The sequence below is a fragment of the Paenibacillus sp. LjRoot56 genome, from assembly GCF_964253335.1.
Classification (GTDB): domain Bacteria; phylum Bacillota; class Bacilli; order Paenibacillales; family NBRC-103111; genus Paenibacillus_E; species Paenibacillus_E allorhizoplanae.
Map to the genome: position 1 here is coordinate 1,322,328 of NZ_CAXURV020000002.1, position 20,451 is coordinate 1,342,778.

Annotated in this window: 17 protein-coding genes; all 17 read left to right on the forward strand. The window is 42.7% G+C overall.

Annotated features, from left to right (window positions below; genetic code table 11):
- Positions 1 to 52: 52 nt before the first annotated feature.
- Positions 53 to 4,363, forward strand: a complete 4,311-nt coding sequence (locus tag ACSQ8O_RS18445; protein WP_436242806.1) for a PolC-type DNA polymerase III — start codon at positions 53 to 55, stop codon at positions 4,361 to 4,363.
- 194 nt (positions 4,364 to 4,557) lie between these two features.
- Positions 4,558 to 5,022: a ribosome maturation factor RimP gene (gene rimP / locus ACSQ8O_RS18450; RefSeq protein WP_268796259.1), complete on the forward strand. Its 465-nt coding sequence runs from the start codon at positions 4,558 to 4,560 to the stop codon at positions 5,020 to 5,022.
- Positions 5,023 to 5,058: 36 nt separating this feature from the next.
- Positions 5,059 to 6,156: a transcription termination factor NusA gene (gene nusA / locus ACSQ8O_RS18455; RefSeq protein WP_028558311.1), complete on the forward strand. Its 1,098-nt coding sequence runs from the start codon at positions 5,059 to 5,061 to the stop codon at positions 6,154 to 6,156.
- A gap of 29 nt (positions 6,157 to 6,185) precedes the next feature.
- Positions 6,186 to 6,503 carry an RNase P modulator RnpM gene (rnpM, locus tag ACSQ8O_RS18460; RefSeq protein WP_056625035.1) on the forward strand — a complete coding sequence of 106 codons (318 nt, stop codon included), beginning with the start codon at positions 6,186 to 6,188 and terminating at the stop codon, positions 6,501 to 6,503.
- Positions 6,493 to 6,822 carry a L7Ae/L30e/S12e/Gadd45 family ribosomal protein gene (locus ACSQ8O_RS18465; RefSeq protein ID WP_235550652.1) on the forward strand — a complete coding sequence of 110 codons (330 nt, stop codon included), beginning with the start codon at positions 6,493 to 6,495 and terminating at the stop codon, positions 6,820 to 6,822. Before rnpM ends, ACSQ8O_RS18465 begins: the two co-directional genes overlap by 11 nt.
- On the forward strand, positions 6,812 to 9,736 hold the full coding sequence (gene infB, locus ACSQ8O_RS18470) for a translation initiation factor IF-2 (protein ID WP_436242807.1): 2,925 nt from the start codon (positions 6,812 to 6,814) through the stop codon (positions 9,734 to 9,736). The genes ACSQ8O_RS18465 and infB overlap by 11 nt, the downstream gene beginning before the upstream one ends.
- A gap of 6 nt (positions 9,737 to 9,742) precedes the next feature.
- Positions 9,743 to 10,102: a 30S ribosome-binding factor RbfA gene (gene rbfA, locus ACSQ8O_RS18475; RefSeq protein ID WP_056625044.1), complete on the forward strand. Its 360-nt coding sequence runs from the start codon at positions 9,743 to 9,745 to the stop codon at positions 10,100 to 10,102.
- Positions 10,099 to 11,100, forward strand: coding sequence for a DHH family phosphoesterase (locus tag ACSQ8O_RS18480; RefSeq protein ID WP_436242808.1), 1,002 nt, complete (start codon positions 10,099 to 10,101; stop codon positions 11,098 to 11,100). Before rbfA ends, ACSQ8O_RS18480 begins: the two co-directional genes overlap by 4 nt.
- The gene (truB, locus tag ACSQ8O_RS18485; protein ID WP_436242809.1) at positions 11,097 to 12,011 is read left to right on the forward strand and encodes a tRNA pseudouridine(55) synthase TruB; all 915 of its coding nucleotides are present in this window, start codon (positions 11,097 to 11,099) and stop codon (positions 12,009 to 12,011) included. The genes ACSQ8O_RS18480 and truB overlap by 4 nt, the downstream gene beginning before the upstream one ends.
- 47 nt (positions 12,012 to 12,058) lie before the next feature.
- On the forward strand, positions 12,059 to 13,006 hold the full coding sequence (locus ACSQ8O_RS18490; RefSeq protein ID WP_436242810.1) for a bifunctional riboflavin kinase/FAD synthetase: 948 nt from the start codon (positions 12,059 to 12,061) through the stop codon (positions 13,004 to 13,006).
- 154 nt (positions 13,007 to 13,160) lie between these two features.
- A complete protein-coding gene (gene rpsO, locus ACSQ8O_RS18495) occupies positions 13,161 to 13,430 on the forward strand; it encodes a 30S ribosomal protein S15 (RefSeq protein WP_028558319.1) in 270 nt (89 codons plus the stop codon).
- A 267-nt stretch (positions 13,431 to 13,697) separates the two neighbouring features.
- Positions 13,698 to 15,800 carry a polyribonucleotide nucleotidyltransferase gene (gene pnp, locus ACSQ8O_RS18500; RefSeq protein ID WP_056625055.1) on the forward strand — a complete coding sequence of 701 codons (2,103 nt, stop codon included), beginning with the start codon at positions 13,698 to 13,700 and terminating at the stop codon, positions 15,798 to 15,800.
- Between the two features lie 157 nt (positions 15,801 to 15,957).
- Positions 15,958 to 16,977 carry a polysaccharide deacetylase family protein gene (locus tag ACSQ8O_RS18505; RefSeq protein WP_436242811.1) on the forward strand — a complete coding sequence of 340 codons (1,020 nt, stop codon included), beginning with the start codon at positions 15,958 to 15,960 and terminating at the stop codon, positions 16,975 to 16,977.
- 108 nt (positions 16,978 to 17,085) lie between these two features.
- On the forward strand, positions 17,086 to 18,342 hold the full coding sequence (locus tag ACSQ8O_RS18510; protein WP_436242812.1) for a M16 family metallopeptidase: 1,257 nt from the start codon (positions 17,086 to 17,088) through the stop codon (positions 18,340 to 18,342).
- Positions 18,343 to 18,355: 13 nt separating this feature from the next.
- Positions 18,356 to 18,784: a dUTP diphosphatase gene (gene dut / locus ACSQ8O_RS18515; RefSeq protein ID WP_436242813.1), complete on the forward strand. Its 429-nt coding sequence runs from the start codon at positions 18,356 to 18,358 to the stop codon at positions 18,782 to 18,784.
- Positions 18,785 to 18,937: 153 nt separating this feature from the next.
- On the forward strand, positions 18,938 to 19,837 hold the full coding sequence (dpsA, locus tag ACSQ8O_RS18520; protein WP_056625067.1) for a dipicolinate synthase subunit DpsA: 900 nt from the start codon (positions 18,938 to 18,940) through the stop codon (positions 19,835 to 19,837).
- The gene (locus ACSQ8O_RS18525) at positions 19,834 to 20,427 is read left to right on the forward strand and encodes a dipicolinate synthase subunit B (RefSeq protein ID WP_056625070.1); all 594 of its coding nucleotides are present in this window, start codon (positions 19,834 to 19,836) and stop codon (positions 20,425 to 20,427) included. Before dpsA ends, ACSQ8O_RS18525 begins: the two co-directional genes overlap by 4 nt.
- Positions 20,428 to 20,451 lie beyond the last annotated feature (24 nt).

The window sequence follows — 20,451 nt, forward strand, 5'->3', positions numbered from 1 at the left end:
ATATGGAGGTCTAACTCCATTGCCCTTGGTATGTTTTATGGGGAGGCTGTTCATGAGTAATTTGGCTGATAAACGGAATCGCTTTGAGCTTTTGATGCAGCAAGCCGAGATTCCAGCCGATGTTGTACGGTCATATTTTACAGAGGGCTACATTGATCAAGTAGAGATTAGTCGGAAAAATCGTGACTGGACGTTCTATTTGGTGAAAAATGACCTTGTGCCTCTGAATATTTATCGTTCATTTTGTAAAATGATTCAAGAGAAGTTTGCACAGATCGCAAAAATTCGGTTTATTTGGAAATATGAACAAGCAGAACCTGCTGCTCTCGTTGAGGAGTATTGGGGCTTATTTATGGAATGGTTACAGCGGGAAGTTCCCTCTGTCAATGGTTGGATGTCAAAAGCTAGGTTCGAAGTACAAGGAAATGCCCTATCGTTGATTATGTTAGATGCTATAGGTCTAGAATTAGCGAAGAAAAAGAATATCGATATGTTTATTCGGAATTTTTTCCATAATTTTTTTCAAACTGAACTATCTGTCAAGTATGCAATAAGTGACACTACGGAAATCGTTGCAGAATATGAGAAGTTTGCAAAGCAACGAGAACAAGGTGAAAAATCATATACACAAGAAATTATGATGTCCATCGATATGGAGGAAGAAGAATCTTCTTTACCAGAGGGTGATCTAAAGCTAGTCATGGGCATTGATATAAAAGAAGTTCCTACGCCACTTAAGGATATCCAAGAAGAAGAGAAGAAAATTACAGTTCAAGGTACCGTATTTGGCTTGGATGTCAAAGAATTAAGAAATGGTAATACGTTATTTACTTTCAATATTACGGATTTCAGTGATTCATTAGCTATGAAGGTTTTTGCGAAGACCAAAGACGACGTGAAGATCATGAGTCTTCTTGCTAATGGTACTTGGATTAGAGCAAGAGGAAAAGTTGAGTATGATCGTTTCATGCAAATTCCTGAGCTTGTGATGATTCCAAATGATTTATACGAAGTGATGGCTCCAAGGGATCGTATGGATGACGCTGCTGAGAAGCGAGTAGAGTTTCATTTGCACACAACCATGAGTACGATGGACGCACTGACACCGATAGATCAATATGTGAAAATGGCGGCCAAATGGGGACATAAAGCGATCGCTGTTACCGATCATAGTAATATTCAATGTTTCCCTGACGCCGGGAAAGCTGCTAAAAAGCATGGCATCAAAGTTATATACGGCGTTGAAGCGAATGTCGTGAATGATTCTGTCCCTATCGTTATGAATGGTCGAGATCTCGATTTAAAGCAAGCGACTTATGTTATTTTCGACGTGGAGACGACAGGACTTTCTGTTATTAATAATCGAATTATTGAGCTTGCAGGCGTGAAAATGCAAGATGGCAAAGAGATTGATCGTTTCGCCACATTCATTAATCCGCACGAGAAAATTCCTTATAACATCCAGCAGTTAACGAATATTAATGATGACATGGTGAAGGATGCTCCAGATATTGAGGACGAACTTCCTAAGTTTATAGAGTTTATTGGAGATTGCGTGCTAGTAGCGCATAACGCGCGTTTCGATATGGGCTTCCTTCAAACGAATTTAAAGCGCATGGGCTTGCCTGAGGTTACAAATTCGGTAGTTGATACATTAGAGCTTGCGAGATTTCTCTTCCCATCTATGAAAAATCATCGATTAAATACGTTGTCTGATAAATTTAAAGTAGGTCTCGATAATCATCACCGTGCGATTGATGACTCCATTGCGCTAGGTTATGTGCTCTATCATTTAATTAATGAGGCTAATGATCGTCAGATAACGAGCCTAGCGAAATTGAATGATTATGTAGGTAAAGATTTATCCAATCAACGTCCATTTCATTGCTGTATATACGCATTAAACCCAGTTGGTAAGAAAAATCTATTTAAACTGATTTCGCTGTCTCATACCACTTACTTGCAGCGAGCTGCGACGATTCCCAAGAGTGTGTTAGTTGAGCACAGAGAGGGACTCTTGGTCACCTCTGGTTGTGAAAAGGGTGAATTTTTCGAAGCTGTACTGAACAAATCAATTGAAGAAGCTGAGCAAGTTTCAGAGTTTTATGACATTCTCGAAATTCAACCCGTTAGCTATAATATGCATCTCGTAGAAAAAGGCTTGGTTGGTTCTAAAGAAGATCTAGAGGATGCTGTTCGGCGTGTTTGTGAAATTGGTTATAAAACGGGTAAGCCGGTCATCGCGACAGGGAACGTTCATTATCTGAATCCACGTGAGAAAGTATGTCGGGATATTACGATCAATGGGATTACAGGCTTTAGTCCGCTGAAAGCAATGAAGAAGCCTGACGCACATTTCCGTACTACGAAAGAGATGCTCGAAGAGTTTAAGTTTTTGGGTGAAGAGAAGGCGATTGAAGTTGTCATTCGCAGTACGAATGAGCTTGCAGATCGGTTTGAATCTATCGAGCTTTTCCCAGACAAGCTATTCACACCTATTATCGAAGGTGCAGACGAAGAAATTCGTACGACTTGTTATGATACGGCGAAAAGTATGTATGGGGAAGAGCTGCCCGAAGTCATTATTGCTCGGTTAGAGAAAGAGCTAGTTCCGATCATTAAATTCGGATTCTCTGCCAACTATTTGATTTCGGAACGTCTCGTAAAGAAATCGAATGCGGATGGCTACCTGGTAGGTTCTCGGGGATCCGTTGGTTCCTCTGTCGTTGCCATGATGTTGGGAATTTCAGAAGTTAACCCATTGCCACCTCACTATATATGCCTTTCCTGCAGGCACAGCGAATGGTTCCTTGACGGTAGTGTTCCGAGTGGTTTCGATTTGCCGAACAAAGTATGTCCTTCCTGCGGCGGGGATTTAAAAGGGGATGGGCATGACATTCCGTTCGAAACTTTCTTAGGATTTAAAGGAGACAAAGTTCCCGATATCGATTTGAACTTCTCAGGGGTTTATCAGCCGGTTGCGCATAACTTCACGAAGGAGATCTTTGGACCTAAGAATGTATTCCGGGCAGGGACAATCGGTACTGTTGCGGAGAAAACGGCTTTCGGATTCGTCAAGAAATACGAAGAAGAACAAGGCCAGAAATGGCGCGGGGCTGAAATTGCTCGATTAGCTTCAGGCTGTACTGGGGTAAAAAGAAGTACAGGGCAGCATCCAGGCGGTATTGTCGTTGTGCCAGATTATATTGAGGTCGATGATATCACGCCGGTTCAATTCCCTGCCGATGATAAAAACTCGGAATGGATGACGACTCATTTTGACTACCATGCCTTCGATGCGAACTTGCTTAAACTAGATATTCTGGGACACGACGACCCGACGATGATGAGGATGCTACAGGACTTGACTGGCGTCGATCCAACAACGATTCCAATGAATGATGCGAAAGCGATGAGTATTTTCAATTCAACGGAAGCGCTAGGCGTTAGACCAGATCAGATTCGTTCGCCTGTTGCAACGTATGGGGTTCCCGAAATGGGGACGAAATTCGTTCGTCAAATGCTTCAAGAAACACAACCGTCATCTTTCGCCGATTTACTTCAAATTTCGGGGTTGTCACACGGAACGGGTGTTTGGTTAGGTAATGCACAAGAACTGATCAAAAAAGGGATTTGTAACATTAAGACGGTTATTGGCTGTCGGGATGATATCATGCTCTATTTGATCTATAAAGCGGGGATGGATGCAGGTCTTGCATTTAAAATTACGGAGAGTGTGCGTAAAGGAAAAGGCCTCACGGACGAATGGAAAGAAGAAATGAAACGCTGTAATGTGCCAGCTTGGTATATTGAATCCTGCGAACGGATTGAATACATGTTTCCAAAAGCGCATGCTGCTGCTTACGTTATCTCTGCTGTTCGTACCGCTTACTTCAAGGTGTATCACCCGATCGCTTACTATGCGACTTACTTTAGTGTACGTGCAGCGGACTTTGATCTGGAATTGCTCTGCCAAGGCTATGATGCGATTCTCAAAGTATTAATTGAGATTGAAGCAAAAGGTTTCCAAGCACTGCCGAAAGAGAAAGCCATGGTTTCAATTCTTGAAATGTCACTGGAAATGACGTCACGCGGCTTTAGTTTCAAGCCGATTGATATCTATCGTTCCGATGCAACGAAGTTTATCATCGATGGCAATTCCTTAATTCCACCGTTTGCTGCAATGTCAGGAATTGGTGAAAATGCTGCTAAGAATATTGCGGCTGCTAAAGAAGAAGGCGATTTCCTATCAATTGAGGATTTCCAGAATAAATCTAAGGCTTCTAAAACCGTCATAGAGCTTTTGACTTCTATGGGGTGCTTCCGTGGTATGCCTGAATCCAATCAGCTTTCTTTATTCTAAAAATCAGCTGTCAAGTGAAAATGATTAACAAGTTTGCTATTGTAATGCAAAGAATGGTTATGGTATAATTTTTATTGGCAATAATGAGGATATCATCTTGTGATTAAAGAGTGGGGAAACCCACTCTTTACATTTTGATATAGGACTTTTCGGGATACGACAAGGAGAAGTCAATTTAGGAGGTACACATATCTGTGGCTACACAAGAACAAATCAAATCCATCATTGAGGACATGCTGAAGGATTTTGTTGAACAAAATGGATTTGAAATCGTGGATATTGAATACGTCAAAGAAGGCAGCAATTGGTTCCTTCGCGTCTATGCTGACAAAGAAGGCGGAATTGATATAGATGATTGCGGCCGCATCAGTGAATACTTAAGTGTTCAATTGGATGAGAAAGATCCGATTACTGATGCTTATTTCTTGGAAGTTTCTTCTCCTGGAGCAGAACGTCCGCTTAAGAAAACTCAAGATTTTTATAAAGCCGTGAATAGTCACGTATTTGTTACTTCATATGAACCGATCGACGGTTCTAAGGAATTTGAAGGGTTGTTGCAGTCTTATGACGAGGAAGTACTCGTGATTGAGATTGGTAAAAAGAAAATCAGCATTCCGGTTGCCAAAGTAGCTAGTGCACGTCTTGCTATCGTATTTTAGTAATCGTTACTTATTGAAGGGGGGGACTCAGTTCAAATGAACACGGATTTTATTGAAGCGCTGTCGGAAATTGAACGAGAGAAGGGTATCTCCAAGGAGCTACTCATTGATGCTATTGAAGCGGCGATGATTTCAAGTTATAAACGTAATTTCAACACGGCACAGAACGTACGTGTAGATATCAATCGACATACGGGTCTTATTAAGGTTTATGCACGGAAGACCGTAACAGAGGAAGTATTGGATCCAAGATTGGAAATTTCTGTTCATGCTTCGCGTGAAATTAATCCGAATTACCAATTGGAAGATATTGTTGAAATTGAAGTAACGCCTCGTGATTTTGGACGTATTGCTGCACAAACCGCTAAACAGGTTGTAACGCAAAGAATCCGCGAAGCCGAGCGTGGCTTAATTTATAATGCGTTTATCGATAAAGAAGAAGATATCGTAACGGGTATCCTGCAACGTCAAGACCAACGTAATATTTATGTTGACCTTGGTAAAGTAGAAGCTGTTCTCCCACTTACGGAGCTTATGCCTACGGATAAGTTCAAACAGGGAGACCGTATTAAAGCTTATATAACGAAAGTTGAGAACACGACAAAGGGACCTCAAATTATTTTATCGAGAACACATCCAGGGTTGTTGAAGCGTTTATTTGAGCTTGAAGTACCTGAAATTTTCGATGGCGTAGTAGAGATTCGTTCCGTTGCACGTGAAGCAGGCTTCCGTTCGAAGATTGCTGTTCATTCTCGTAACCCAGAGGTTGATCCAGTCGGATCATGCGTTGGCCCTAAAGGGCTTCGCGTACAAACGATTGTAACCGAACTGCGCGGAGAGAAAATTGATATCGTTCGCTGGATGGAGAGTGTAGAAGAGTACGTAGCGAATGCGCTAAGCCCTTCTAAAGTGCTTGAAGTTCAGATTCATGAAAATGAAAAAATGGCACGAGTCATTGTACCTGATTATCAGCTTTCTCTGGCAATTGGGATTAAAGGACAGAACGCCCGTTTAGCTGCTAAGTTAACTGGCTGGAAAATCGATATCAAGAGCGAAACACAAGCTGAACAAGAATATGGCAGAGTGAAAACTTACTCAGAAGAGATGCACCAAGATTCGATTAGCATCGATTAAGTTTTTGTTTGGAACAAGGGGTGATCGGAATGAAGCAGAGAAAAATCCCTCTGAGAAAATGCGTTGCCTGTCAGGAAATGATGCCGAAGAGGGAATTGATCCGCGTCGTCAAAACGCCTGAGGATGACATTCTCATTGATCTTAAGGGAAAGAAGTCTGGGCGCGGTGCCTACCTGTGCGGTAAAGTTTCTTGTTTTAAATTGGCAAAGAAAAGCAAAGCCCTGGATAGAGCTCTGAAGCATGCTGTAGGCGCAGACATTTATGACCAACTGGAACAAGATTTCATTCGTGTAGAAGATGAATTCCTTTCTTCGAAAGAGGAGGAGGAATCAGAAGATGAATCCTAAATTTTTAAATCAATTAGGATTAGCGATGAGAGCCGGGAAACTCGTAACGGGTGACGAAGGTGTATTCAAAGCCATTCGCTCGGGTGAGGCCAAGCTAGTTATTATGGCGGAAGACGCTTCTGCTAATACACGCAAAAAATTTCAAGATAAATGCCTATTTTATGGGGTTAAGCTCATGGAAGTCGGTACGAAGTATGAATTGGGCCGCAGCATTGGGAAAGAAATGCGTGTCACCATAGGTGTATTGGACGGAGGCTTCGCGCAGATGCTGCAGAAGAGTCAAGAAAATCCTGCGGAGGTGAAACATATTGACCAATAAACAAGATAATAAAGACAAGACACGCGTGTACGAATACGCGAAACAGCTCAATATGAGCAGCAAAGAAATTATTACCATTCTCAAACGATTAAATATACCTGTTAACAACCATATGAGTGTTATGGAGAATGACGCAGTTAGCAGTGTGGAAAAGTTTTTTAGAGATATCAAAGCTAATGCAGCTGCCAAACGAGCAGCTACGGACGGAGGAAATGTGAGTTCATCTACGACGAATCAGAATCCTGCATCGCAGGCTCCAGCACAAGAGAATAAAGGTGCAGTAACCCCGGCCGCTAAGCCAGTTACTACTGAGCAACAATCCACTAGTCAACCGACTACATCAACTGGAGCCACGTCTCCACAACAAGGTCAGTCTACACAAAACACAACTAGTCGCCCTCCACAATCACGTCCAAGTGGTCAAAGCAGCAACTATCAAGGAAATCGCCCTAATAATAGCCAAGGCGGACAACGTACGGGCTATCAAGGTTCTAATCCAAATGGTGCCCGTCCAAGTGGTCAAGGTTCCAGCCAAGGTGGACAACGTACAGGTTACCAAGGTTCCAATCCTGGTGGACAACGTCCAGCAGGCCAAGGCTCTAGCCAAGGTGGGCAACGTACAGGTGGTTACCAAGGTTCTAATCCTGGTGGACAACGTCCTGCAGGTGGAAGTAGCGGTGGCTACAACAGCAGTCGTCCAGCTAGTCAAGGATACAGCCAAGGCGGCCAAGGACAAGGCGGAGCACCTCGCACGAATAGTAACTATGCAGGCTCACGTCCGAATCAAGGCGCAGGCGGCGCTGGCGCAAGCAGTGGTCAAAGCGCGAACAGCGGACGTCCACAATCTAGTCCGAATCGCAGTGCTGGTCCTAATCGTCAGTCCAAGCCTTTCGAGAACCGCAACAATAACCAAAGTGGAAGACCGGTTGTTCAAGAAGCCAAACCGCAATTCCATGTTGGCGCAACAGCGGCTGAGTTGGATGATGCAGCAGCAAAAGCTGGCGTGATCACAACGAAGAAATCTAAACCAACACCTAAACGTTTTGACGATAATCGATCTGGTGGTAACCGTGGTCCTGGTGGCAACAACAGAGGCAACCAACGCGGAAACAACAGAGGTCGTTACCAACAAGATATGGTTAAGAAAGAAAAAGTGGATAACACACCTAAGAAGATCATTGTTCGTGGTAATATGACTGTTGGTGAGACAGCGAAATTGCTTCACAAAGATGCTTCTGAAGTTATTAAGAAACTTCTATTCCTTGGCACAATGGCTACAATCAACCAAGAGCTTGATTTGGAAACGATCCAATTGATCGCTACTGAGTTTGGTGTTGAAGTTGAAATTAAGATTAAAGTCGAAGAAGACAACTTCGAAACATTCGAAGAAATCGATGACGAGGCTGATTTGCTTGAACGTCCACCTGTTGTTACTATCATGGGTCACGTCGATCACGGTAAAACAACATTGCTTGATGCCATTCGTAAAACAAGTGTTACGGAAGGCGAAGCAGGCGGAATCACACAGCACATCGGTGCTTATCAAGTCGAAGTTAATCATAAGAAAATTACTTTCTTGGATACGCCTGGTCACGAAGCGTTTACTACAATGCGTGCCCGCGGTGCTCAAGTTACGGATATTACAATTATCGTGGTTGCAGCAGATGACGGTGTCATGCCACAAACCGTAGAAGCAATTAGTCATGCTAAAGCCGCTGGTGTACCGATCATTGTAGCTGTGAACAAGATTGATAAAGAAGGCGCTAATCCTGATCAAATTAAACAAGCTCTAACGGCTTATGAGTTAGTTCCGGAAGAGTGGGGCGGCGATACGATTTTCTGCGAAATTTCCGCAAAACAACGTATTGGTCTTGAAAACTTGCTTGAAATGATTTTGCTAGTAGCTGAAGTTCAAGAGTACAAGGCTAACCCGAACAAGCGTGCTAGAGCAACTGTTATTGAGGCTGAATTGGATAAAGGAAGAGGCCCAGTAGCTAGAATCCTAGTTCAACACGGTACGTTAAAAGTTGGAGATAGCTTCGTTGCCGGTGTATGCTTCGGTCGTGTTCGTGCGATCGTAAATGATAAAGGTAAACGTTTGAAAGAAGCGGGTCCTTCAACTCCGGTTGAAATCACGGGTCTGACAGAAGTCCCACAAGCTGGGGATCCGTTCTTGGCTTATGAAGATGAGCGTAAAGCAAGAGACATTGCAGATCGTCGTGCGATTGCACTTCGTCAATCCGAGATGACAGCTAATTCACGTGTTACTTTGGAAGACCTCTTTAAGCATATTAAAGATGGTGAAGTGAAAGATCTGAATGTGATCATCAAAGGTGACGTTCAAGGCTCTGTAGAAGCACTGAAAAGCTCTCTTGAGAAGATTGAAGTTGAAGGTGTTCGCGTTAAGATTCTTCACAATGGTGTTGGCGCAGTAACAGAATCAGATATTATTCTGGCGTCTGCTTCCAATGCGATTATTATTGGATTTAACGTTCGTCCTGAGCCTGCTGCGAAAGCAACGGCTGATCAAGAGAAAGTTGATATCCGTCTGCATAACATCATTTACAACGTAATCGAAGAAATCGAGCAAGCGATGAAAGGCATGCTGGATCCAATCTTCAAAGAAGTTGTACTTGGTCAAGCTGAAGTACGTAATGTATTCAAAATTACAGGTTCAGGAACAATTGCAGGTTGTTATGTAACTTCAGGTAAAATTGCTCGTAATGCACAAACACGCTTAGTTCGTAGCGGAATTGTTGTTCATGAAGGCAAAATTGATTCCTTGAAACGATTCAAGGATGATCAAAAAGAAGTTGCACAAGGCTATGAGTGTGGTATATCTCTTGAGCGTTATCATGATATTAAAGAGGGCGACATCATCGAAGCCTTTATCATGGAGTCCGTTGAGAGGTGATTATAAATGGCTAGAGTTCGTGTAGGTCGAGTTGGCGAACAGATTAAGAAAGAGCTTAGTCAAATCATTCAAGCTGAACTGAAAGATCCTCGTATTGGTTTCATGACCGTTACAGGGGTTGAAGTGACGAATGATTTGTCCCTCGCTCGTGTTTATTTAAGCGTAATGGGAACTGAAGAAGAGAAAGCTGCCACCCTTAAGGCACTTTCTGTTGCTTCAGGGTATATTCGCTCTGAGTTAGGCAAGCGAATTCGTTTACGTAAGATTCCAGAGCTTCAGTTTAAATTTGATGCTTCTATCGACTATGGTAGTCACATTGACCAATTGTTGTATAAGCTCAATCAGGAAGGAAATACAAACGTATGAATATCGGAATGAACCATGCCACCGAATACTGTCAGCAGCTGGCAGCAGCGGCTGCATTTATCGAGCAGCATGATGATTTCTTGGTTGTATCTCACATCCAGCCGGATGGAGATGCAGCCAGTTCAACGTATGCAACAGGTTGGATTTTAAGTCAGCTTGGGAAGTCATTCACAATGATCAATGAGGGCGCTATGCCCTCTAAATTTTCCTACTTAGCAGGTAGTAAATTTACAATTGATTATAGTGAACAGGCACCGAATCGACTTTATCAAACCATCATAAGTGTTGATTGTGCTGATTTCTCCAGAATGGGTAGGATCAGCACTCTTTTTGATGAGCAGGTAAACCTGCTCAATATTGACCATCATCCAACGAATGACCAATTTGGTTCCTGTCATTTAATCAAGCATGATGCCGCGGCAACCGTTCAAATTTTGTATGATTTGGCGTTACATATGAAACTGCAACCTGATATTTCTTTCGGTGAATGCATTTATACGGGCTTGCTTACAGATACAGGTGGATTCCGTTACTCAAATACCTCTTCAGAGGTTATGAAAATTGGAGCCTCTATGTTGGAGTTAGGGGTCAAGGGTGCTGAAATCGCTGAACTTGTACTTGAACGAATGACATATGCCCAGATTGTACTTCTCCAAAAAGCGCTGTCCACACTATCCTTTGCCTATGATCGAAAGTTAGCTTGGCTTGCTGTGTCGCTCGCAGATTTAGAGTTAACAGGCGCGTCGAGCGATGATTTGGACGGTTTAGTTAATTATCCTCGCAATGTTGAGGGAGTTGAAGTGGGTATGTTGATTAAAGAGAAGGCGCCTGGTGTCATTAAAGTAAGTCTGCGCTCCTCTGGGCTAGTCGATGTTGCTGCAGTAGCACAGTCACTTGGCGGTGGAGGACATGTTCGAGCGTCGGGATGTACAATCCATGGTACGCTAGATGAAGCAATTGCTAGAATGGTTGAGGAAGTAGGGGACAAGCTGAAATGACGCTAGAAGGCATACTGCCTGTTTGGAAACCAGCGGGCTTTACATCACATGATGTTGTCGCCAAAGTTAGAAGGATTCTAAGTATTAAAAGAATTGGTCATACGGGTACGCTTGACCCACAAGTGACAGGGGTACTGCCACTTTGCATTGGTCGTGCTACACGGATGGTTGAATATATTCAAGAGTTGCCGAAGGAATATGAAGCTGTTTTACGTATTGGCTTGTCTACAGATACCGAAGATATGACGGGGACTGTCTTGGAAGAAGTGCCACTTGTGTCACTTGACGAAGCTCAAGTACGTAAAGTGCTGGAATCTTTCGTAGGAGACATCGAGCAAATCCCTCCTATGTTCTCTGCTGTTAAAGTAGATGGCAAACGACTCTACGAATTGGCGAGAGAAGGTAAGGAAGTTGAACGAAAAGCTAGGAAAGCGACAATCCATGAACTTGAGATTCTCGAGCTCAACTTGGATCAGAAGCACCCTGAAATTCGTTTCCGTGCCGTGTGCTCCAAAGGTACCTACATCAGAACATTGTGTGTAGATATTGGCAAAGTACTTGGATACCCTGCCGTTATGGAAAGTTTGATACGTACGTCAACAGGAAACATCCGCAAAGAGCAGTGTTTAACATTTGAGCAAATTGTTCAAATGAAAGAAGAAGGCTCATTGCAGCAACATATGATTCCTATGGACATCGCCATCTCACATATTCCATCTATTGCTCTCACTGATCAAGAAACAGTTCATTCATTACAAGGAAAGAAAATAGCTCTAGCTGCGAATCGAGTGGCTCATGCAGATGCATCTCAAACCATATTTCGGGCCTATTCACCAGATGAACGATTTCTGGGTCTGTTTGAATGGAAAAGCACTAGCCACGTCTTGGTCCCGGCCAAAGTTTTTCTTTAATCATATCGTCGCGGGACGGGTTGAAATGGGTAGGTGAACGAACTTATATGCAAATAATACCAATATCATATCCGATGGATTCGGATCGGTTGGCCCAGATTGTTGGCAAACAAGTGGTGGCTATAGGTGACTTTGATGGTGTGCATTTAGGACACCAAGAGGTAATAGGACGGGCTATGCTTACGGCTAAGACCCTTGGACTTAACTCTGCCATCATGACCTTCTATCCTCATCCTAGAGCGGTAATGGGGCAAGATAAATATGTGGAGTCGTTGACTCCCACGAAGAAGAAGATGGAGATCTTTGAAAGCATGGGCATCAATCACGCTTACATTGTAACGTTTGATGCATCTCTCATGCGTTTAACTCCAGAACAATTCGTGGATCAAGTCCTAGACCGGCTTGGTGTGGATAGCGTCATTTGTGGTTTTGATTTTACCTTTGGTTTCCAAGGTAAAGGTACTCCGGATTCACTCTGCGAGTTGAGTCACGGTAAATTCTCTGTTGAAGTGGTGAGACCTTTTCATATGAATGGTGAAAAAGTAAGCAGTACACGTATTCGTGAAGCTTTGCAGCAAGGTGAAATGGACACCGTAACAAGGCTATTGGGACGCCCATATAGCATAAGCGGTAAGGTTGTTGATGGCGCGAAGAGAGGGAGAACGCTAGGTTTCCCTACAGCTAACCTCCAATTGGAAGAACCGTATGTCAGTCCAACGAACGGTGTTTACGCAATAAGAGCAACCGTCCGCGGGGAAGTTTATCAAGGTGTCATGAATATTGGTGTGAAACCAACATTTGAGACTGGAGAACTAAAACCATCATTTGAAGCGCATTTATTCGAATTTTCCGAGCAAATTTATGGAGAAACCGTCATGGTTGAGCTAATTGCTTTTCTTAGACCAGAACGTAAATTCACTTCACTAGAAGATTTAGTTGCTCAAATAAAACTTGATGCAGCAGAAGCAAGAGAGAAATTGACGTTAGAGACGTAATCATACATTTACTTCTACTAGTCAATTGTGATATACTGATTAACGTTGTCAAATGGACTTGTTCGTTTGGCATGAACCTTAGCTTGGATTGACGTTTTCATCGGCGCTTTCTAGGCTAGTGGGGATACTAATAGAATTTAGGAGATGAACGATTATGGCAATTACGCAAGAGCGCAAAACACAACTGATTCAAACTCACAAGGTACACGATACCGACACAGGTTCACCTGAGGTACAAGTAGCAATCCTTACAGAAAACATTGTTAACCTTACAGACCACCTTCGTACGCACAAGAAAGATCACCACTCCCGTCGTGGTTTGCTTAAAATGGTTGGACAACGTCGTAAGTTGCTAGCATATGTTAAAAACAAAGATGTAAGCCGCTATAGTGCTTTGATTGCAAAGCTTGGTTTGCGTCGATAAAACCGACAATGAGAAGCAACCTGTTGCTCCTTTGCTAGGCTTGATAAAGCTCTGGCAGAGAGCAGCAAAAGGTTGCTTTTTCTTGTATTTTTAAAACGGGAAAAGAAGGAAATACTAGACATAACGCAGAAATAGAGGATAACTCCATAGCTTGTCTATTTTGCATACATACGGAGTAAATTCGGATTGGTCTCTGGATCTCATGATTTCTGTACATGTTTATCAAACACATATTTTGAAATTCAAACCATGCCTTAGGAGGATTTTATGGAGACAAGGGTACAAATGGAACTTGGCGGTAAGCCGTTCATACTAGAAACAGGCCGACTAGCCAAACAAGCCAATGCAGCAGTAACTGTTCGTTATGGCGATACGGTTGTGCTTAGCACTGTAACGGCTTCCAGCGGACCGAAAGATTTAGATTTCTTTCCGTTAACAGTGAACTATGAAGAAAGATTATACGCTGTAGGTAAAATTCCTGGTGGTTTTATTAAGCGTGAAGGGCGTCCTAGTGAGAAAGCGATTCTTGCGAGCCGTTTGACGGATCGTCCTATTCGTCCGCTTTTCCCAGAAGGCTTCCGTAATGATGTTCAAATCGTGTCGATCGTCATGAGTGTGGATCAAGAGTGCCCACCTGAAATGGCTGCAATGATCGGTACTTCCGCTGCACTTGCGATCTCTGATGTTCCTTTTAATGGACCTGTTGGTGGCGTGATTGTTGGTCGTGTTGATGGACAATTCGTTATCAACCCTACAGGTGATGTAGCAGAGAAGAGTGATCTTCACTTAACTGTTGCTGGTACCAAAGATGCGATTATGATGGTTGAAGCTGGAGCAAAAGAAGTTTCAGAGGAAGTTGTCCTTGAAGCGATCATGTTCGGTCATGATGAAATTCGCAAGATTGTTGCAATCATCGAGGAATTGGTTGAACAAGTAGGTAAGCCGAAAATGGAAGTTAAACTCCATGCTGTCGATGCTGAAGTGAATAGCGCGGTGCGTGAATTCGCTCAAGCAAGATTAGTGGATGCGATTAAAATTCCTGAGAAACATGCTCGTCAAGAAGCAATTGATGTTGTCAATGCAGATGCTGTTGAGCATTTCACAGCTTTATATGTAGAAACACCTGGTCTTCTAGGTGATGTGAAAGAAACGCTTTATGATATCGTGAAAGAGGAAGTACGCCGCTTAATCACGCATGATAAAGTAAGACCCGATGGACGTAAACCAGAAGAAATTCGTCCAATCGAGTGCGATGTCAACTTGTTGCCGCGCACGCACGGTTCTGGCTTATTCACACGTGGACAAACACAAGCTCTTAGCATTTGTACATTAGGTGCGCTTGGCGATGTTCAAATCTTGGATGGTTTAGATCTGACAGAAACGAAACGTTTCATGCATCATTATAACTTCCCGCCATTCAGCGTTGGGGAAGCAAGACCTTTGCGTCCTCCAGGCCGTCGTGAAATTGGACATGGTGCGTTAGGTGAGCGAGCTATTGAGCCGATCATCCCGAACGAAGTGGAGTTCCCTTACACAATTCGTCTCGTATCTGAAGTATTGGAATCGAATGGTTCAACTTCCCAAGCGAGTATTTGTGCAAGTGTACTTGCCCTTATGGATGCTGGTGTGCCAATTAAAGCTCCAGTTGCAGGTATTGCGATGGGTCTTATCAAAGACGGCGATCATTTCTCCATTCTTTCTGATATTCAAGGTATGGAAGATCACCTGGGAGATATGGACTTTAAAGTAGCTGGTACTGCTGAAGGTATCACAGCACTTCAAATGGATATCAAAATTGATGGCATCGACCGCAACATCTTGCAACAATCGTTGCAACAAGCCAAAGAAGGCCGTTTGCACATTTTGGGCAAAATGGTATCCCGTATTTCTACACCAAACAAAAATCTTTCTCAATATGCGCCTAAAATTCTTACAATGAACATCAATCCCGACAAAATCCGTGATGTTATTGGTGCAGGTGGTAAAATCATCAATAAAATCATTGAGGAAACTGGCGTGAAGATCGACATCGAGCAAGACGGCCGCGTATTCATTGCATCGTCCAATCAAGAAATGAACGAGAAAGCGCGTTCCATTATTGAAGGTATCGTGCGTGAAGTTATCGTTGGCGAAACTTACCTTGGTACAGTGAAGCGCGTAGAGAAATTCGGCGCATTCGTTGAAATTCTACCTGGTAAAGAAGGTCTCGTACACATTTCACAAATTTCTACTGAGCGTGTAGCAAAAGTAGAAGACGTTGTGAACGTTGGAGATCAGATTACGGTTAAAGTTACTGAGATCGATCAACAAGGAAGAGTAAATCTTTCCCGCAAAGCAACGTTAACTTCACAGGTCTCTACACAAAGCTAGAGAATCGTAATTCGTGAGTGCGTTTCATTCATAGTTCAGGATAAAGAGTCAGATCTATCTGTCTCTTTTTTGCTTTTCACACTTTCGAGGACATGCACGGGTTCTACTCTTGTCCCAACCTTCATACAATCAGGAGATGAAGAAAGGGGACCTGTGTATGCTCCACAAAAAATGGATTTTGCTTGGGAGTTTTTTTGCTATGGTTCTATTTAGTGTAAATGCGATCCCAAGTGTTGAAACCTATATTCAAAGTGTAAAAAATAATCAACTTCATGATGATCGTGAACATGTTGAAACGAGGGTTGACATACGTCCAGTTTTTGCTTCTGCCAACAAATCTACTTTATTAGAAACGATAACCAAAGAAGCAGAGAACCGTAAGGTAGCTCCAATAAATGCAAAAGTAGATTCTGTATGGAAAGCTATCCCTGGTTATAATGGTCTTGAAGTGGATATTGAGGAGACTCTGAAGTTAGCGGAGCATCAATTGACACCAAATCAAATTAATTATGTGATGAAGGAAATAGAGCCAAAAATCCAGTTAGACGACCTTGCTCCCAATCCAGTATATAAAGGTAATTCGAAGAAGCCAATGGTTTCATTTATGATCAATGTCGCATGGGGCAATGAATTTTTGCCTAGTATGTTAGAAACGTTACGTAAGGAAAATGTCCACGCGACATTCTTTTTTGATGGTTCTTGGTTAAAGAAAAATACTGAAATGGCTAAACGCATTCTAAGCGAAGGACACGAGGTATCGAACCATGCCTATTCACATAAAGACATGCGTACGATTTCGCGAAGTAAAGCAGTAGAAGAAATCTCGAAAACAGAAGATTTGCTGAAACAGCTCGGTGTTAAAAACTCACTATTTGCTCCTCCATCAGGATACTTCAATCAAGAAACGATTCAAGTTGCTTCCGAATTTAAGTTGCAAACGGTGTTGTGGACCTTTGATACGATAGATTGGAAAAATCCAGGAGCAGGTCGCATTCTTGAGCGTTTATCCACCAATGTTGAACCTGGGACACTTATCTTGATGCACCCAACCGTTTCGTCACGTGATGCATTGCCAGGAATGATCAGTTTGATTAAGAAAAAAGGGTTGGTATTAGGTACTGTATCAGATCTTTTATCCTCTAAAAGGATCACCGGACAGGGGCAAATCTCGAAATAGTCATGATTTACTGCTGCTAATTTGAGTCCTAGGCACATTTTTGTTAGACTGAGGAAGTATAATAGGAGAATTGGACTTTTAGGTGTACCATTTCGAGGAGGAACCTTGGTGATCAAATATCGCTTACATAATGGCTTGAGAGTGGTTATGGAACAAATCCCCACATTTCGATCAGTAACATTCGGGATCTGGGTAAAAACAGGCTCACGCAATGAATCGCAAACGAACAATGGTATTTCACATTTTATCGAGCACATGTTGTTCAAAGGTACGGAACGTCATTCGGCGAAAGATATCGCAGAAATCTTTGATGGCATCGGCGGGAATGTAAATGCCTTCACTTCCAAAGAATACACGTGCTATTATGCCAAAGTATTGGATGAACATTTACCCTTAGCGATGGATGTACTGTCGGATATGTTTTTTCATTCAACCTTTGATGAAGGTGAACTAGAAAAAGAAAAGAACGTCATTTACGAAGAAATCTCTATGTATGAAGATACACCCGATGATCTCGTTCATGATTTGTTAGCGAAAGCTTCATATGGCACGCATGCTTTGGGTTATACGATTCTAGGCACGCAAGACAATTTGTCCAAAATGAAGTCAGACGATCTTCGTTCTTATCTCAAACAAAATTACAATACAGAAAATACCGTGCTGAGTATTGCTGGGAATATTGATGATAGTGTAAAGGAATTAATTGAAAAGCATTTCGGTGACTTCTCACAATCAGGTGTTGAAACAAGCTATGATGCACCAGATTTCCTTAGCGAATTGATTTTCCATGCGAAGAAAACGGAACAAAATCATATTTGTCTGTCATTACCTGGATTGTCGTTACAAGAGGAGAATTTGTATCCGATGGTTTTATTGAATAATGCCATTGGTGGTGGTATGAGCTCAAGACTGTTCCAAGAAATTCGTGAGAAACGTGGCTTAGCTTATTCCGTATATTCCTATCACTCTTCTCATATTGATAGCGGGATGTTTACAATTTATACAGGGACGGCGCCTAAGCAAACGGAAGAAGTATTGAAAGTTACGATGGAGCTGCTTCATGATATTGCTGTAAACGGAATGACAGATAATGAACTTAAGAAGGGTAAAGAGCAGCTGAAAGGCAGCCTTATTCTGAGTTTAGAAAGCACTAGCAGCAGGATGAACCGTTTTGGTAAAAATGAATTGATGACAGGTAAGCATTATAGTTTGGATGAAATGATTGAACGTATTGAAAGTGTGAACATGGATCATATTCGCCGACTGACGAAAAATTTATTTGCAACCCCCTTTGCTCTGTCCATGGTCGGAAATGCGGATGATGTCATTAGCGGCTTCAGGAGGGATCAGCTTGTCTCTCTTTGATTTTGAAGTACAAATGAAAAGAATCGAAGGTCAAGAAGATATTCTCTTACCTCAGAAAATGTCTGAAGCAGCTAGCGGCTATGATTTGCATGCTGCAGTTAAAGAGCCAATTGTACTCGCACCTGGAGAGCGTCAATTGATTCCAACTGGTTTCGCGCTAAGTATGCCACCTGAGCTAGAAGCACAGATTCGCCCAAGAAGCGGTCTTGCTTATAAACACGGTATTACAACGCTTAATTCACCGGGAACCATTGATGCGGATTACCGCGGTGAGGTTAAAGTATTGCTGATTAATCATGGCCAGGAGCCATTCGTTATTCAGCGGAACGAGCGCATCGCTCAGATGGTATTCCAACGTGTACCACAAATTCAATTGACCGTTGTGAATGAGTTGTCAGAAACGGTACGTGGTTCAGGTGGCTTCGGCCATACTGGGCGCTAATACAGCCGGTTACATAATACGAACAAGAAAGAACCTCTTCTTAGGAAGGGGTTCTTTCTTGTTTCAGAGGATGCAAAGTCGGAAGTCACCCATCTATAGGCGAACGCATACTATAACGTATCGAAACGGACCGAGGAAGGGGTGTAAGCAAGAATGCTTACTGGGATTTCGGTTGCTATTATGGGGGGAGACGCCCGGCAACTTGAAGTAATTCAGAAATTTACTGAGCTAGACGCTACCGTTATATTACTCGGATTTGACAATCTCGGGAGGCAATTTCACGGTGTCACGAATGTGAAGTTAGATCCAGAATTGTTTGGGCATGTGGATGCACTTATATTGCCAGTTGTAGGTACGGATGAGACAGGACAAGTGGAATCTATTTTCTCAAGTGAAGAGATGATTTTGACAGATGAGCATATATCTTCATTGCCGAAACATGCGAAGGTATATACAGGTATGGCGAAGAGTTATTTGAAGAAGCTCGTCTCGACACATGACATTGAGCTTGTAGAGTTATTAGATCGTGATGACATAGCCATTTATAACTCGATTCCAACTGCAGAGGGTGCGCTTATGATGGCCATCCAGAACACCGATATTACAATTCATGGATCCGTTTGTATGGTTTTGGGTTTTGGTCGAACAGGGTTCACAATGGCCAAAACTTTGCAAGGATTAGGGGCAACCGTCAAGGTAGGCGTCAGGAAACCGGAGCATTATGCAAGGGCGTGGGAGATGGGTTTTCAGCCTTTTTATACAAAGGATCTGTACCCGGAAGTGGGGAATATTGACTTGCTTTTTAACACAATTCCGACTATGATAGTCACAGCGCAAGTTATTACCAATATCCCACATCGCGCGCTTATTATCGATTTAGCTTCAAAACCCGGCGGAACGGACTTTCGATTTGCCGAGAAGAGAGGCATTAAAGCGATGCTAGCGCCCGGTTTACCTGGAATCGTCGCCCCCAAAACAGCTGGCCGTATTATGGCTAACACCTTAAGTCAGCTGATCGAGGAAGACTTCAAAGACAGGAGCGATGTGGAATGAATTGGCAAGGGAAAACAGTCGGTTATGCATTAACCGGTTCTCACTGTACACTTGAAGAGGTCATGCCTCAAATTAAGAGATTTGTAGATGCGGGTGCTCGTGTCATTCCGATTGTATCGAATACAATTATGACGACTGACACACGTTTTGGTAAGTCTGCTGACTGGCAGCAAATGCTGAAAGATATAACGGGTAATGAAATTATTTCGACCATTGTTGATGCAGAACCACTAGGTCCATCCAAGTTATTGGATGTGATGGTGATTGCTCCTTGTACGGGTAATACAACTAGTAAACTAGCAAATGCGATGACAGAAAGCCCCGTTCTTATGGCAGCTAAAGCACAAATGAGAAACTTGAGACCGCTTGTATTAGCGATTTCAACGAATGATGGTTTGGGTTTAAATGCAATGAATATTGCAAAACTTTTGATTACCAAGAATATTTACTTCGTGCCTTACGGTCAAGATGCACCAGGAGCCAAACCAAATTCGTTGGTGGCCCGAATGGACTTGATTATGGAAGCTTGTGAAGCTGCGCTGGAAGGTAAACAATTACAGCCCATGATTATTGAGAGATTTCAATACTAACGGATAGATGTCAACTTGAGGGGG

Excerpts from the sequence above, each read along its gene's own strand:
- ACSQ8O_RS18490 (WP_436242810.1), top strand. The coding sequence starts at position 12,059 with ATGCAAATAATACCAATATCATATCCGATGGATTCGGATCGGTTGGCC.
- ACSQ8O_RS18480 (WP_436242808.1), top strand. The coding sequence starts at position 10,099 with ATGAATATCGGAATGAACCATGCCACCGAATACTGTCAGCAGCTGGCA.
- ACSQ8O_RS18505 (WP_436242811.1), top strand. The coding sequence starts at position 15,958 with ATGCTCCACAAAAAATGGATTTTGCTTGGGAGTTTTTTTGCTATGGTT.
- rnpM (WP_056625035.1), top strand. The coding sequence starts at position 6,186 with ATGAAGCAGAGAAAAATCCCTCTGAGAAAATGCGTTGCCTGTCAGGAA.
- ACSQ8O_RS18525 (WP_056625070.1), top strand. The coding sequence starts at position 19,834 with ATGAATTGGCAAGGGAAAACAGTCGGTTATGCATTAACCGGTTCTCAC.
- rpsO (WP_028558319.1), top strand. The coding sequence starts at position 13,161 with ATGGCAATTACGCAAGAGCGCAAAACACAACTGATTCAAACTCACAAG.
- pnp (WP_056625055.1), top strand. The coding sequence starts at position 13,698 with ATGGAGACAAGGGTACAAATGGAACTTGGCGGTAAGCCGTTCATACTA.
- ACSQ8O_RS18465 (WP_235550652.1), top strand. The coding sequence starts at position 6,493 with ATGAATCCTAAATTTTTAAATCAATTAGGATTAGCGATGAGAGCCGGG.
- nusA (WP_028558311.1), top strand. The coding sequence starts at position 5,059 with ATGAACACGGATTTTATTGAAGCGCTGTCGGAAATTGAACGAGAGAAG.
- rbfA (WP_056625044.1), top strand. The coding sequence starts at position 9,743 with ATGGCTAGAGTTCGTGTAGGTCGAGTTGGCGAACAGATTAAGAAAGAG.
- ACSQ8O_RS18445 (WP_436242806.1), top strand. The coding sequence starts at position 53 with ATGAGTAATTTGGCTGATAAACGGAATCGCTTTGAGCTTTTGATGCAG.
- dut (WP_436242813.1), top strand. The coding sequence starts at position 18,356 with ATGAAAAGAATCGAAGGTCAAGAAGATATTCTCTTACCTCAGAAAATG.
- truB (WP_436242809.1), top strand. The coding sequence starts at position 11,097 with ATGACGCTAGAAGGCATACTGCCTGTTTGGAAACCAGCGGGCTTTACA.
- dpsA (WP_056625067.1), top strand. The coding sequence starts at position 18,938 with ATGCTTACTGGGATTTCGGTTGCTATTATGGGGGGAGACGCCCGGCAA.